Below are 16,157 nucleotides of genomic sequence, written 5' to 3' on the forward strand. Positions count from 1 at the left end.
TCCATCTCGTCGAGCAGCGATTCAAGGGCGCTCAGACGAACATCGTTATCCGCAGGCGTTTGTGCCTGTGCCAGGGCGGCATAGGCTTGCAGGTCAGCCGCTTCGAACAGCGCACGCAGCGCCACGTCGAGGCCTAATTCAAGTTCGACCCGGGCACTGGCCTGGGCCGCGAGCAGCGAATGCCCGCCCAATTCAAAGAAGTTGTCGTGGCGGCCCACGCGCTCGACCTCAAGCACCTGCGCCCAGATCGCTGCCAGCCGGGTTTCCAGCGCTCCCACTGGCGCGCTGTACGGGCGTTGATACAGGTCGGTTGCGGGCAAGGGCAAAGCCTTGCGGTCCAGCTTGCCGTTGCTGGTGAGCGGCAGCGCATCGAGCAGCAGCCAATGGCTCGGCACCATGTAATCCGGCAGATCGACCTTGAGCGCTGCACGCAGTTGCTCACGCCATAGCCGCGCATCGGCAGTCGTTTCATCGGCCACCACATAGGCGCAGAGCTGGCCTTGATGCACGCTCAACACCGCATCACTGACGCCCAGTTGCTGCTTGAGGCACGTTTCGATTTCACCCAGCTCAATGCGGAACCCGCGGATCTTCACTTGCTGGTCGATACGCCCCAGGTAGTCGATGTTGCCGTCTGCGCGCTGGCGAGCCAGATCGCCGCTGCGGTACAGCCGCGCGCCCGGCGCAAACGGGCTCGGCACAAAGCGTTCGGCACTCAGCCCGGCGCGGCCGTGATAACCCCGCGCCAAGCCAGCCCCGGCGATGTACAGTTCGCCCGCACAGCCAGGCATCACCGGCTGCAACTGGCTGTCGAGCAAGTACCAGCTCAGGTCATTGACGGGCCGCCCGATCGGGCTTTGCACCTTGGCGTCGAGATCCAGCGGGCTGAGGGCGCGATAGGTCACGTGCACCGTGGTTTCGGTGATGCCGTACATGTTGACCAAGGTGGTCTGATCGTTGCCAAAACGCTCGTACCACGGGCGCAGGCTCGCCACGTCCAGTGCCTCGCCGCCGAAAATGACCCAGCGCAAGGCCAGTGTTTGTGGGCTGTTGCAAGCGATGGGCAGCAATTGCCGGAAAGCGGTCGGGGTCTGGTTGAGCACTGTCACCTGTTCATCGCACAACAACTGATGGAACGCGTGCGGCTCGCGGCTGATGAAATACGGCACGATCACCAGACGCCCGCCGGTGCACAGCGCGCCAAACAATTCCCACACCGAGAAATCGAACGCGCAGGAATGAAACAGCGTCCACACATCGCTCGGTCCAAAGCCAAATTCATCGGCCGTGGCGCTCAGCAAACGGCTGACGTTGGCGTGGCTCAGCAGCGCGCCTTTCGGTCGCCCGGTGGAGCCGGAGGTGTAGATCACATAGGCCAAATTGTCCGGCTGGCTGAGGTTAGTCAGATTTTCAGCGCAATCACTATCCCTGTAGGAGCGGGCTTGCCCCGCGATCTTTTGATCTTTTAAAAGATCGCGAGGCAAGCTCGCTCCTACAGTCATGGGTTCCAGGCACATAACCGGCAAACTCTCCGGCAGTGTCAGGTTTACCTGCACATGCGCCTGAGTCAGCAGCAACTGAATGCCGCTGTCTTCGATCATGTAACTCAAGCGCTCTGCGGGGTATTGCGGGTCCAGCGGCACATAAGCGCCCCCGGCTTTGAGAATCGCCAGTACCCCGACCACCAACGCCAATGCGCGCTCGGTGGCGATGCCAACCCGTACTTCGGGGCCAACCTTCAACTCTCGCAGTTTGTGCGCCAGACGATTGGCCTGCGCGTTGAGTTCGCCATAGCTCAGCGAATCATCGCCGCAGCGCAACGCCAGCGCCTGCGGGTGCAAGGCGACTTGCGCTTCAAACAGCTGATGCAGGGTGGGCGCTACGGGCTGCACCTGCACCTGTGGGTTCCATTGGGCAATCAACGCCTGCTGCTCGGCACTGTTCAGCAACGGCAACTGCGCGATGCGTTGCTGCGGCTCGCGAACCACCGCTTGCAGCAGGTTCAGCCAGTGCCCGGCCAGGCGCTCAATGGTCGCGGCGTCATACACCTCGCAGGCGTAGGTCAGGCTGGCGTGCAACTGCTCGCCCTGCTCTTCGGTGTCCAGCGCCAGGTCGAATTGCGCCGTGTGCTGCTGCCAGTCCATGCGTTCAATGCTCAGGCCAGGCAAGGCCCGCTCAACACTGTCGCCCATCTGCCGCTGATGATTGAACAGCACTTGAAACAGCGGGCTGTGGCTCAGGCTGCGTTGCGGCTGCAAGGCGTCAACCAGTTGCTCAAACGGCAGGTCCTGATGCGCCTGCGCCCACAAGGCATCGCGCTTGACCTGTTGCAACAGACTGGCAAAGGTCTGCTGGCCGTCGATCTCGGCGCGCAGCACCTGGGTGTTAATAAAGAAGCCGATCAAGCCTTCGGTTTCGAGGCGCCCGCGCCCGGCATTCGGCACCCCGACGTTGATCGCCGACTGGCCGCTGTAGCGATGCAACAGGGTCTGAAAACTGGCCAGCAACAGCATAAACAGGGTCACGTTGTGCTGCTGCGCCACCTGTCGCAGCCCGCCGCCAGCGCTGGCTCAATCGCGAGTTCCAGACGCGCACCGCGCTCGCTGCGGATCGCCGGGCGCGTCAGTTCACTGGGCAGTTCCAGTGGGGGATGCTGGCTGCCCAGTTTTTCGCGCCAGGCGTTCAACTGGCGCTCGCCCTCGCCCGCTTGCAGCCACTCACGCTGCCAACTGGCGTAATCGGCATAGCTGACGGCCAACGGCGGCAAGTCATGGCCCAGGTACAGCGCACTGAACTCATCGACCATGACCTGCATCGACCAGCCGTCAGCGGCAATGTGATGCACGGTCAGCACCAGCACATGCTCATCGGCCGCGACCTTGAGCAATAACAGCCGCAGCAGCGGGCCGTTGCGCAGGTCGAATGGCTGACGCATTTCTTCAGCCACCCACGCGTCAACCCGCAGCGGATCGGCAACGTCGAGGGTCAACTCGCGCAACGCCAGCGGCAAGCTCGCGTGCAACACACCGCGGGCCTGTTCGCCGTCTTGGGTGAAGGTGGTGCGCAAGGTCGCGTGACGGCTTTGCAGTGCGTTGAAACTGCGCAACAGCGCCTCGCGATTGAGCGCACCTTTAAGCCGCAGCGCCGCTGGAATGTTGTACGCGGCGCTGTCTGGATCAAGCTGCCAGAGAATCCACTGACGCTGTTGCGCATACGACAACACGCTCGGCTCATCGCCTGCCCTGGGGCGCAAGGGTGGCTGGCTGACGCTGGGCGGCGGGGTCGCGCACCGGGCGGCAAAATCACTCAGCACGCTGCTTTCAAACAGGCTGCTCAGGGGCAACTCGATGTTCAATTGCTGACGCACGCGTGACACCACTTGTGCCACGAGCAGCGAATGACCGCCCAGTTCAAAGAAGTTGTCGTCGCGACTCACCGTGTCCAGCTTCAACACCGCTTGCCAGATCGTGGCGATGCGGGTTTCGATCCCGGCGTGCGGGGCAATCATCTCGCGCTGCCAGTCGCCTGTTTGTGCCTGGGGCAGTGCCTTGCGGTCGACCTTGCCGTTGGCATTCAACGGCAGCGTGTCCAATTGCAGCCATTGCAACGGCAGCATGTAATCCGGCAGTTGCGCCTTGAGCCCGGCCTTGAGTTGCTCGCGCAGTTGATCCCAGACCTGCGTTTCATCGTCTGCGACCACACAGGCGACCAGCGCCTTGCCGGTCGGGCCGTCTTGCACCACCACCGTGGCTTCACGCACGCCTGCCAGATCGCGCAGACGCGATTCGATTTCGCCCAGTTCGATGCGGAATCCGCGCACTTTGACCTGCTGGTCGATACGGCCCACGTACTCCAGTTGGCCGTCGCTGCGGCGCCGGGCCAAATCGCCGGTGCGGTACAGCCGTTCCCCCGGCTGCTCAGTGTAGGGGTTGGGCAGAAACACCGCCGCCGTGCGCAGCGGGTCGCTGAAATAGCCGCGCCCCACACCCGTGCCCGCGACGTACAACTCCCCGACCACGCCCATCGGCACGGGCTGCAAGTCGCCGCCCAACACATACAAACGGTTATTGTCGGTGGCCAGGCCAATCGGTAAGTAAGCGCCTTCAGCCGAGGCTGCATCGACGCGGAACAGCGCTACGTCGTCCGAGCATTCGGCCGGGCCATAGGCATTGACCAGGCCGATCTGCGGGTAGCGCTGCAACCAGCGGCGCGCCAGTTCTGGTGGCATGGCTTCGCCGGTCGGCAACATCCAACGCAGCGTGGCCAGCGAGCCAGTGGGCTCATCGAGCAGGCTGTGGATCAACGACGGCACACTTTCGAGCACGCTGATACCGCGCGCGTCGACATGCGCCAACAACGCCGCCGGGTCGTGGGCGATGGCGTTCGGCACGATGTCGACTTGCGCGCCCAACAACGGCGCCGCGAGGAACTGCCACACCGAAATATCGAAACTCTGGGACGCGGTCTGCGCGATCACGTCGGCCGGGGTCAGGTCCAGGTACGGCTTTTTGCTCAGTTGGTTATTGAGCATCCCGGCCTGTTCGACCATCACCCCTTTCGGTGTACCAGTCGAACCCGAGGTGAAGATCACATAGGCCAGGCTGTTCGGCCCCGTGTAGATGCCGGGCTGCTCACTGGAATAACCGGCGGTTTGCACTTCGTCCCAAATAAGCAATTGAGGACGCTGTTGCGGGTTGAGCAGCGCCAGCAGGCTGTAGGCCTGCTCGCGGCAAGCGACGCTGGCCACCAGCATCGGCACCTGGCCCAACTGCAACAAATCCAGCAAGCGTTGAACCGGCAATTGCGGGTCGAGCGGCAAATAGGCGGCCCCCGCCTTGAAGCTGCCGAGCATCATGCCCAGCAGCGCCAGGCTGCGATCAGCCAGCAAGGCCACCGGCTGATCGCTGCTCACACCTGCCGCAAGCAACGCATGACCAAGACGATTGGCCCTACGGTCGAGGTCGCGATAGGTCCAGCGCTGTTCCAGGCAGGTGGCTACGATCTGCTCTGGCTGCGCCGCCACTTGCGCCTCAAACAAACGCACATAGCCCTGCGCCAGCGGGTAATCACGGGCGGTCTGGTTACCCGCCTGCAACACGTGGTCACGCTCGGTGGCAGCCAGCCATGGCAGGTCAACAAAGTTGCCATCGGCGTGTTCGCCAATCGCCAGCAGCAAGCGTTTGAAGTCGGCCAGCAAGCGCTCGACCGTGGCCTCGTCAAAGAACCGCTGGTCATACGACAGGTGCAAGCCCAGCGCATCGCCGGGGTACACCACCACTGTCATCGGGTAGTTGGTGTGGGTGCGGGCGCTGTCCGACTTGGCGCTGATCTGCTCGGCGCTGCTGACCACTGCGCTTTCGACCGGGGCGTTTTCGTAGACAAACAGGCTGTCGAAAATCGGCTGGCCTTTTTCCAGCGCGCTGCACGCCTGAATCTTCAGCAGCGGCAAATGTTCGTGCTCGCGCAGCGCCAGGTTGTGCTCAAACAGGTCTTGCAGCCACTCGCGCACGCTGACGCTGTGCCCGGCACGCGGCAAACGCAGGCGCAGCGGGATGCTGTTGATGAACAGCCCCACGGTGTCTTGCATTTCCGGGCGGTTGATCGGGCGCCCGGCCACCGTGACGCCAAACAGCACGTCGTCGAGCCCGCTGTAGCGCTGCAATACCAGCGCCCACGCGGCTTGGGTCAGTGTGTTGACGGTCAGTTGAAAACGCTGGGCCAGTTCGCGCAGGGCCCGGCCCTGGCTGACGTCTAGGTCGGCGTAGCAATCGCCGATCTGCGAAAACCCGCCCTGACGGCGCACCGCACGGTCAAACGGCAATGGCGTCGGCTGTTCAAAACCGGCCAGTTCAAGCGTCCATGCTTGCAGCGCCTCACGCTCACCCTGCCCTTGCAGCCACTCAATGAAATCGCGATAACGCGCCGCGGGCGGCAAGCTGCGCTGACCGCTGTACAGGGCGAAGAAGTCTTGCAGCAACAACGAGCGGCACCAGGCATCGATCAAGATGTGGTGGTTGCTGAGGATGAACCAGTAATGCCCAGCGCTGCGACGAATCAGGCGCAGGCTGAATGGCGGGGTGTTGAGCAGGTCAAACCCTTGGGCCCGGTCCTCACTCAGCAGCGCTTGCAACGCCGATTCATGCTCGCATTCCGCACGATCCGTCCAGTCGTGCACCTGCACGTTGGGCGCGGCATCGCGGTGGATGATTTGCAGCATCTGGCCGTCATCGTCGAGGCTGAACGAGGCGCGCAACGCATCATGACGCTGGGTGACCGCGTGCCAGGCCGCCGTGAAGCGCGGCAGGTCGATCTCACTGTCGATGATGTAACGGTCTTGCATGAAATAAATGCCCGAGCCCGGCTCCAGCAAGGTGTGCACCAGCAACCCTTGCTGCATCGGCGACAGCGGGTAGATGTCTTCGATGGCGCTGGCCGGTACGTTGAGGTTATCCAGTTGCGCCTGGGTCAATTGCGCCAGCGGGAAGTCCGACGGGGTCATGCCGCCCTGTTCGCAGTTCACGCAATGGGCGATCAGCGCTGACAACTCGCGCTGATAGTCATCGACCAGCGCCTGCACTGTGGCGTCATCAAACATCTCGTGGCTGTACGTCCATTGCAGGCTCAGCTCGCCGCCATACACCTGCCCTTCAATGCTCAGCCAGTTGGCCAGCGGCGCGTTTTCGTCCTGCGCCACGCCTGCACTTTCCGCCGCCGGGACGAACAGCGCGCCCTCATCAAACTGGCGGTCGAATTGGCCCAAGTAGTTAAAGGTGATGCGCGGCGTGGCCAGCCGGGCCAGTTGCGCGCCCACCTCGTCACCGGCCAGATAACGCAGCAGGCCGTAGCCCACCCCCTTGTCCGGCACGCTGCGCAGTTGTTCCTTGATCGACTTGATCGAGGCGCCCATGTCAGCTGCCGGGGTCAGTTGCACCGGGAACAGGCTGGTAAACCAACCCACGGTGCGCGACAGGTCGAGCTCGGCAAACAACGCTTCGCGGCCATGGCCTTCGAGCTGAATCAAGCTGCTGGCTTGCCCGCTCCAACGGCAGATCACCCGCGCCAACGCGCTGAGCAGCAGGTCGTTGACCTGCGTGCGATAGGTGGCGGGTGCGACGTGCAGTAACTGGCGGGTCAACTCGCTGTCGAGTGTGAGCGCCAGCGTGCGCCCATGACGATTTTGCAGCCCAGCACCGGGACGATCACACGGCAAGTCGCTGGAAGCTCCGGCCAGTTGGCGTTGCCACAGCGCCAGTTCATCGACCCGCGCCAGCGCTTCATCGGCCAAACGTGCAGTCCAGGCTTGGTAGGCACTGGTTTTGGCGTGTGGCGTCTGTGCTGGCTGGGTGTAAAACTGCTGCACGTCTTCAAGCAATACCCGCCACGACACGCCGTCCACCGCCAAGTGGTGAACCACCAGCAACAGGCGCTGGCTGTGATCGGGCATCTCCACCAGCAGCGCGCGCAGCAACGGGCCTGTTTGCAAATCGAGGCTGAGCTGGGTCTGTTCGCACAGGGTGTTGAGTTCGTCTATTGACGTCGCCTGCCGCAACCACAGCAGGCTGTCGGTCGGCAGCTCGGCGTAGGCTTGCTGCCACTGGCCGTCACGCTGTTCGAAGCGCAAACGCAGCGCATCGTGATGGCTCAGCAATGTGTTAAGCGCGTGCTCCAACTGTGCAGGGTCGATCGGCTGGCGTGGGTGCAGCAACAGCGACTGGTTCCAGTGCTGACGCTGGGGCATGTCCTGGGCAAAGAACCACTGCTGCACCGGGGCCAACGCCACTGCGCCGGTGGCCAGACCTTGATCGATCAGGGTGTGGGTGCTCAATGCAGCCACTCGGGCCAGACGGCGAATGGTTTGATGCTGGAACAGGTCGCGCGGGCTAAAGGCGATCCCGGCCTGCCGCGCGCGGCTGACCACTTGAATCGAGATGATCGAGTCGCCACCCAAGGCAAAGAAATTATCATCGACGCCGACCTGCGCCACCCCCAGCACCTGTTTCCAGATCTCGGCCAAACGCTGCTCCAGCTCATTGGTCGGGGCTACATAACCTTGCTGCAGGGTGCTCAGGTCCGGGCGTGGCAGGGCTTTACGCTCCAGCTTGCCGTTAGGCGACAGCGGCAAGCGCTCAAGACTGACCCAATGGCTGGGCACCATGTATTCCGGCAGTCCGCGCTGTAGTTGGCTGACCAACGCCGCTTGCCAGTCATCGGTCGTGGCCGGGTCTTGCAGCACCACGTAGGCCACCAATTGTTTGCCATCGAGCACGACCACCACGGCTTCGCGCACCGCTGGCTGCTCGGCCAGACGCGCCTCGATCTCCCCCAGTTCAATGCGCAACCCGCGCAGTTTGACCTGATGGTCGAGGCGGCCCAGGTACTCAATCACCCCGTCGACGCGCTGGCGCACTAAATCGCCCGTGCGGTACAGGCGCTCGCCCTCGTTAAACGGGCACGGCACAAAACGTTCGGCCGTAAGCGCCGGGCGCCGATGGTAACTGCGCGCCAGTCCGACACCGCCCAGATACAGCTCACCGGCCACACCCAGCGCCACCGGCGACAGGTCCGCGTCGAGCACCAAGGTGCGCAGGTTGGCGATGGGCAAACCAATCGGCACGCTGTTGGCGCCTTCATCGACACAGGTCCAATGGGTGACGTCGATAGCTGCTTCGGTCGGGCCGTACAAGTTGTACAACTCGGCGTTTGGTAATTTGGCGAACACCTGCTGCTGAGCGTCTATCGGCAACGCTTCGCCGCTGCACACGATACGTCGCAAGCTGCTGCACTGCTCGACCCCGACCTCATGAATAAACGCCTGCAACATCGACGGCACAAAGTGCACGGTTGTGATCTGTTGCTCGCGGAGGGTCTCGATCAAGCGCAACGGCTCGCGGTGTTCACCCGGTTGCGCCACGACCAGACGGGCGCCGGTCAGCAGCGGCCAGAAAAACTCCCACACTGACACGTCAAAACTGAACGGGGTCTTTTGCAGCACCGCGTCGTCGGCACCCAGAGGGTAAGCCTGCTGCATCCAGCTCAGGCGGTTGACCAGCGCTGCATGGGTATTGCCTGCGCCCTTGGGCTTGCCCGTGGAACCCGAGGTGTAGATCACATAAGCCAGATGCTCGGGCTGCGTGAAGATGGGCAGGTTCTGCGTACTGTAGGAGCGAGCTTGCCTCGCGATCTCTTGATCATTTAAAAGATCGCGAGACAAGCTCGCTCCTACAGTGGAGTCAAGGCGCAGCGTCGGCACGTGGTCCGGAACCGGCAATCTCGCCAACAGATGCTCCTGCGTCAGCAGCAACTGAATGCCGCTGTCTTCGATCATGTAGCTCAAGCGTTCGGCGGGGTAATCCGGATCGAGCGGCACATAGGCGCCACCTGCCTTTAGCGTCGCCAGCAGGCCAATCACCATCTCCAGTGAGCGCTCGGCCGCAATCCCCACCAGCACATCCGGGCCAACGCCCTGCTCGCGCAGCCGATGGGCCAATTGGTTGGCGTGGGCATTGAGTTGCCCGTAGGTCATGGACTGCGCGCCAAACACCACGGCCATGGCGTTTGGCGTGCGCTCAACCTGAGCTTCGATCAATTGTTGCAGACAGGTGTGGGTCGGGTACTCGGCGTGGGTGCGGTTCCAGTCATGCACTTGGGTCTGCACTTCGCTGGCGTCAAGCATCGGCAGCTCGCCAATGCGCCGCTCTGGGTTATCGACCAACGCCCGCAGCAGGTTGTTCCAGTGCCGCGCCATGCGGGTGATGGTTGCGCCGTCAAACAGGTCATTGGCATACGTCAGCGCGGCATGCAGGCAGCCGGATTTTTCGTAGGTGTCCAGACTCAGGTCGAACTGGGTGGTGCGCCCTTCCCACTCGATCAGACCCAATTGCAGACCTGACGCGGTTTTCACCGCTTCAATATCTGCGACGTTTGGCTGGTGGTTGTACATCACCTGAAACAGCGGGTTGTGGCTGAGGTTGCGCTCAAGTTTCAGAGCTTCAACCAGTTGCTCGAACGGCAGTTCTTGATGCGCCTGTGCCCCGAGCGCGGTCTCTTTGATCGCCTCCAGCAACTCGGCCACCGAGGTCTGCGCGGTGAGTTGCGTGCGCAGCACTTGGGTGTTGACGAAGAAACCGATCAGGCCTTCGACTTCGCGGCGATTGCGATTGGCAATCGGCACCCCGACCCGCAGATCGGTTTGCCCGCTGTAACGCTGCAACAGGATATTGAACGCGCCCAACAGCAGCATAAACAGCGTGACGTTGTGCCGTTGCGCCAGGCTTCTTAGCTGCTCAACCAGCTGCGGGGCCACCGCGAACTCATGGCGCGTGCCGCGATAACTGGGCATCGCCGGACGCGGATAATCGGTGGGCAACGCCATCACGGGGTGCTCTTCACCCAGCTTGGCTTGCCAGTAGTGCAGTTGCCGCTCGCGCTCACCGGCTTCCAGCCAGCGGCGTTGCCACAGCGCGTAGTCGCTGTACTGAATCGCCAGCGCGGGCAGTTGAGGTTGTTGGTTGCGTTCGAAGGCGTCATAGCTGCGGATAAATTCGTCGATCAGCACGTTCATCGACCAGCCATCCGAGACGATGTGGTGCAAGGTCAACAGCAACACATGTTCGGTGGTGCCCAGCTTGAGCAGCTTGATGCGCAATAGCGGGCCATTGGCCAGATCGAAGGGTTGCAACGATTGCTGCTGCGCCTCGGCGGCGACTGCCTGATCGTGATCGAGAGCAGGCAGCAAGGTGAAATCCACTTGCTCCACCACCAGCGGTGCGGCATGCCCGACGTGTTCGAGGCTGTCATCGGCGTTCTGCCGGAACACCGTGCGCAAGGTTTCGTGGCGCTGCACCACGTGGGTAAAAGCCTGTTGCAGCGCGTCAATGTTCAGGGTGCCGGTCAGGCGCACGGCGCCGGGCAAGTTATAGGCGCCGCTGTGCGGGTCGAGTTGCCATAAAAACCACATGCGCCGCTGCGCGTAAGACAACACCTGGCGGTCAGTCTGGGGCACATCGGCCGGAATCGGAAATTGCGAAAAGTCGATCCCTTCAGCACGCAGACCGTCGAGGAATAACCGGCGCTTTTGGAGCGGTAATTCGATGAACCGGCGGGCAAGTTTGAGGGACTTCTCAGCATTCATCTGGCTTCTTCCGTACACGTTGGCTATCGAGCTTTGGCTCGGCTATCCCTACGGAACGGATGAAGTCGGAGGAAATTAAGTGGCGGACTACAGGTTTCGTGAGCGACACACTCCCTGTGGGAGCCTGGCTTGCCAGCGATGCAGGCAATGCGGTTTTTCTGTTGAACGGCGTCGATACCATCGCGGGCAAGCCCACTCCCACAACGGATCTCAGCGTTCTCGCCCCTGGCCGCATTAAATTACCCGCCCGTCACTTCGTTCTCTTTAAGACTCCTGCTCATTGATGGGTGCTGCTTATGTCCGCCGCTGCCACGCTGGTTCAGAACCTGCGCAAACGACTCAGTAAACCAACCGGTTATCAACTGTTCGATATTCAGCTCAAGCAACGCATTGCCTTGAGCCCTTCGTTGATGCGATTTGTGTTCAGCGGCAAGGATGTGGCGCTGATGCGCACGCTGGCACCCGATCAGCGGGTCAAGCTGTTCTTCCCCAGCGCCAGCGGTGTCGCGCCCCATTTACCTAAATATGGCGACTGGCAAGTCGCCCGCCGCGATCTCGCCCCCGAACACACGCCGCCGATGCGCACTTACACCATTCGTGACTTGCGCCCCGAAACGGGCGAGCTGGACATCGACTTTGTGCTGCACGGCGAAACCGGCCCCGCCTCACGCTGGGCAGTACACGCCAACATCGGTGACCCATTGCAGATCGTCGCGCCCAATGCGGCTTACCACGCCGACCCCGGCGGCTATGAATGGCTACCGCCGCAAGGCATGCGCAAAGTGCTGCTGATCGGCGACGAAACCGCCCTGCCAGCGATTGCCGGCATTCTTGAACAACTCGCCAATCACCCTGACACCCCGCAGGTGCAGGCTTTTATCGAAGTCCCCGAGGAGTCCGACTGCTTGGCGCTGGTGTGCGGCTTGCACACCAAAGTCCACTGGCTCCCGCGCGCCACCCTGCACAAACAGCAGGGTGAAGGCATGATCCTCGCCGCGCGGGAACTGGCCAGCCTGCCACCGGTACGCAGTAACCTGCGCAGCACCACCGCGCTGCAAGAGCTGGACCTGGACAGCCAGCGCCTGTGGGAACTGGCCAGCGCCAAGCAAAGCGAGTTCTACGCCTGGGTTGCCGGAGAATCTGGGGCGGTTATGGATATTCGGCGTTTTTTAATCAATGAATGCGGCATGGACCGCAAGGGGCTGACGTTGATGGGGTATTGGAAATTGGGTAGGTCGCTGGAGTAGACCTAACACGCTCCGTTATTTTTACGTTACCTGCTTAAAACCCCTGGAAAATCTGTTGCTCCCCCCAATTGGCTCCCTCTCCCTCTGGTTTTCTACCGAGAGGGATGTTTACTTGCCCATACAGTTCAGGCCAAGAATCAGTACACAGTGTGTGATTACACCTGAGACGTCATGTCGGGTGTTCGAATAATATATGCCTGTTACGTTGTTTAATATCTTCCTTGTTGGTAACCAGAAAAGATCATGGTACTTTTTTTCTGCCAAGTTAGGCGCCAACAAACCCAAGGAATATCTTAATGACTGAAGCATTATTGATTATGTCTGGCGATTTTGAAGAAGATTTTTCGAACTACAATCAAACGACTGAAGCGAACACAGAAGCAGCGATGTTAACCATTGTTGAGTGCGGATCGGAAAACTGCACGGCTCTTCTGTGCTGATAAATACACGCATCAGAAACACTTGATGACAGACTGGTTTTAAACTCTCATAACGAATTTAAGTTTAATTTCTCATTTAACATCAAGCAAACTATAGATAGAGCAGGATTGCTGCTCTATCTATCCCTGGAGAACCGCATGCTAATTAACTCCTTGTCATTTAAACAGCGAGGCGGGCATTTTCTTTTATCCGAAAAAGACATCCATATGCTTGCTGATAATATGCAGACGCTTCATCAAGATGACTCAGCATTGTTGAAATATTTCGGCTTTGGGCGGGATGAATTAAAAAGCAAACTGAATAAAAGTAATTCATTTTGTACGCTTGAAGCAAGCGCTTCTGAGCACATTGCACTTTTGTCACAAAAGCTGGACATGCTTGACAACTGTAACAATGTGACAAGTGATCAATTGCCGGGCTACGGTTTGGAGGTGTTTGGACAAAGATTCTATAATTTATTTGCCTATTGGTTTAAAAATGATCCGCGATTCCCCAAGATTTCTAACGCTATTGACGTTGATTCATTTATTGCGAGCATCAAAGAATACATCGTTCGTACCGTGCAAGGTACCGCGGAGCAGAGCCTGGTTCACTGGCTGAATACTTGTATTGCTGAAGGTCAGTCAATCACATGTGCGCAATTTATTGAACGTTTAAAAATAGCAACTCTACGCCCCATCATGGAAGCGTACCCTGTACTGGCCAAACTCTTGATTGAGTTTGTAGAGGCGATAGTTGAGTACACGTATAAAATTATTCAGGATTTCTCCCAGGACCTGAGTCTGCTGGTGCGTGAATTTGACCTTGTCACCCGGAAAATATCGGCGCTTCATCTTGGGCTGGGAGACCCTCACGGGCAAACTCAAACAGTGTGCAGCGTTCATATCGGCGATGTATCAATTATTTACAAGCCAAGAAGTGGTCGAGAGGGAGTATTTTATAATCAGCTGTTGAAGATGCTTTATACAAAAACCTCTGAGCAATGTCTGGATATCTATTCACCTGTCACGGTGTGTTTTGACAATCATTCCTGGGTTGAAAGAATCGATCATGTTGCGTGTGAACACGACACTGACGTTGCAGCCTTTTATCAGAAGATGGGGGCTCAAATCGCAGTTATTCACGCCCTGAATGGCATTGATTTTCATCGAGAAAATATTATTGCTCACGGCTCATGTCCGGTAATGATCGATCTTGAGTGCCTGTTCACGGGCGCTGTTAGTGACCTGCTGTTTGACTTGCCTGCCGAGTCTGCATTGATGAAAGCTTTCAGGCTCACTCGCCAATCAGTCTTCTCCAGTGGGTTTGTACCTTTTGCGCACGGGGCTGGAACTGATGTAAGTGGCCTGAGCAGGCAGAAAATTTATTCCTCTTCCGTTAATACTCTACTTCTGGAGAATGGTTTTTATCATTTGAAGAAAGTCACCAGCGAACATCAACCTATCTCTAAACACTTGCCTATTATTGGAAGAGAGTACAGAGCGCTGGATGCTTATCGCGAAGCATTTATGAGTGGCTTTGACATTGCCTATGAAGCGTTAGTTATTAACCGACAGGGCATTATCAATTTTTTTCGAAAAAAAGCACCCGATCTAAAAAGTCGTGTATTGATTAAAAACACGCAGCGTTATGCCAAATTTATTGCGCTGGGCCATCACCCTCGGTTCACCCAGAACATGTTGGATCGAGAGTTATTGTTGGCGACTCAATGGCGAGACATCAAGTCTGGCTTTGTAGAGGCTGAAATACCAGCACACGAAATTGAAGATTTGAAAACATTATGCATTCCCTACTTCAGCATGGACCTGACTACTCATTATTTAGAAAATTCGCGCGGCGAAAAAATAGATGTGGGGGGCATTGATACGCCTGAGGAGTGTTGCGTGCGAAAGCTAATGAATCTGTCCGCAATCGATAAGCGATGGCAAATTACGGTACTTGAAACCTGTCTATTTTCGGAAAGTTCTGCCCTTGAGTTGTCCTTATCTAAAGGTACTGTGAGCACGCTAGCTTCTTCATGTAGAAGTCGACAACTACACAGAGCTATTGAGATTGCTGACAGCTTGGATGAACATGCAATACAGGGTAGGGATGGTGATATTTATTGGCTGGCTTTCCACACCCATGGTTCTACACACCGCCGCTATCTAGCGCCGATGAGCGAGGGGCTGTATTCAGGTCTTGCAGGCCTGGGGGTTTTTTACCTTGCACTGTTTAAATCCAGTGGTGATCAGCGTTATTTGACAATAACTGATCGAATTTTATTGTCACTATCAAACTCTTTGGACTACCCGAAAAACGATATAAGCATTAGTTCTTATCACGGCATAGGGTCCTATTTATATCTACTCGCCAATCGAAAAATAATTCTGGGTGAATCGCTCTATGATGAAGCGGTAGAGCACTGCCTGTTACTGCTGATAACTGCAACGAAAGGTGCATACTCTTACGATTTCTTGTCAGGCTGCTGCGGCGCTATTACATTGCTGTCGAACCTGCACAAACTACACCCCAGAGATGATGTGCGCCTGGCTATTGTTGCGATGGTTCGCTATCTCAAAAAGGAAACTGTATTTCAAGGTGGCCAGTGTTATCAAAACACGGATCAAACTTTGATGCTGACGGGGTTGTCCCATGGTATATCAGGGGCTATTTATGCTTTATCAAAAGCCTATGAAGTCACGGGAGACAGTTCACTAATGCCTTTGGTTGAAGAACTTCTTAATGCAGAGAATCAGTTAACACGTGATGGTTTTTGGTTGGATATGCGGGAGGCCGATAATCCAGGCCATGCTTCCATGTGGTGCCACGGAGATGGAGGGATACTGCTGGCCCGTCGACAAGTGTTGGTTTCTTTCAAAGGGCAATTGAATGCGGCGCTTGAGCAGAAAGTGATGAACGATATTCAAACCTGCGAGCATAATCTTTGGCAGCCAGATTCGGGCCGCGATTACAGTTTATGTCACGGCAAAATGGGCAATTTGCTCTGTTTGCAGATGCTCTATCAGGGCTCCGACAACCAAGCCGGGCTTGATCGGGTCGAGCAGGCACAGTGCAACGGGAGCGACCGTTTTTTTGCGAGTCCAATTCTTAATACAGAGCGTGTACCCAATATGGGACTAATGACTGGAATAACTGGCGTGGGATATGCCTTGCTTTATTCCTTGGACCAAACGCTTCCTAACGTACTGACACTCGAATTTGCTTCGTTATGTGACGTCAAGCACGAATCGGCTGAACCTTCGACCTCTCCTGAAGAGCGCATGTATCTGCTTCAGAACTCGGCATTTAAAGCACGCAAAGCAATGCTCGACCGCAACTAAAGAGCAAAAGATCGC

Annotated in this window: 4 protein-coding genes and 2 pseudogenes; 3 read left to right on the forward strand and 3 right to left on the reverse strand. The window is 58.0% G+C overall.

Annotation, left to right across the window (positions count from 1 at the left end):
* Positions 1-68 precede the first annotated feature (68 nt).
* The 3 genes and pseudogenes from RHM56_RS15950 to RHM56_RS15955 form a co-directional block, all read right to left on the reverse strand.
* Positions 69-1,988 (reverse strand): annotated as a pseudogene (locus tag RHM56_RS15950) (amino acid adenylation domain-containing protein); the annotation flags it as partial.
* A pseudogene (locus RHM56_RS25970) lies at positions 1,980-2,513 on the reverse strand (condensation domain-containing protein); the annotation flags it as partial. The pseudogenes RHM56_RS15950 and RHM56_RS25970, both read right to left, overlap by 9 nt.
* Before the next feature lie 8 nt (positions 2,514-2,521).
* Positions 2,522-11,131, reverse strand: coding sequence for a non-ribosomal peptide synthetase (locus RHM56_RS15955; RefSeq protein WP_322233755.1), 8,610 nt, complete (start codon positions 11,129-11,131; stop codon positions 2,522-2,524).
* Between the two features lie 296 nt (positions 11,132-11,427).
* Between RHM56_RS15955 and RHM56_RS15960 the strand changes: the two genes are divergently transcribed.
* From RHM56_RS15960 to lanM, 3 genes are all read left to right on the forward strand, one after another.
* Positions 11,428-12,378, forward strand: a complete 951-nt coding sequence (locus RHM56_RS15960; protein ID WP_322233757.1) for a siderophore-interacting protein — start codon at positions 11,428-11,430, stop codon at positions 12,376-12,378.
* A 296-nt stretch (positions 12,379-12,674) separates the two neighbouring features.
* A complete protein-coding gene (locus RHM56_RS15965; protein ID WP_322233759.1) occupies positions 12,675-12,818 on the forward strand; it encodes a hypothetical protein in 144 nt (47 codons plus the stop codon).
* A 138-nt stretch (positions 12,819-12,956) separates the two neighbouring features.
* Positions 12,957-16,142: a type 2 lanthipeptide synthetase LanM gene (gene lanM / locus RHM56_RS15970; protein WP_322233761.1), complete on the forward strand. Its 3,186-nt coding sequence runs from the start codon at positions 12,957-12,959 to the stop codon at positions 16,140-16,142.
* Positions 16,143-16,157: the final 15 nt, after the last annotated feature.

The organism is Pseudomonas sp. CCC3.1 (assembly GCF_034347405.1).
In the GTDB taxonomy this organism is placed as follows: domain Bacteria; phylum Pseudomonadota; class Gammaproteobacteria; order Pseudomonadales; family Pseudomonadaceae; genus Aquipseudomonas.

Bases quoted from the DNA above. Each gene is read 5' to 3' on its own strand.
- RHM56_RS15965 (WP_322233759.1), top strand. From the start codon at position 12,675: ATGACTGAAGCATTATTGATTATGTCTGGCGATTTTGAAGAAGATTTT.
- lanM (WP_322233761.1), top strand. From the start codon at position 12,957: ATGCTAATTAACTCCTTGTCATTTAAACAGCGAGGCGGGCATTTTCTT.
- RHM56_RS15960 (WP_322233757.1), top strand. From the start codon at position 11,428: ATGTCCGCCGCTGCCACGCTGGTTCAGAACCTGCGCAAACGACTCAGT.
- RHM56_RS15955 (WP_322233755.1), bottom strand. From the start codon at position 11,131: ATGAATGCTGAGAAGTCCCTCAAACTTGCCCGCCGGTTCATCGAATTA.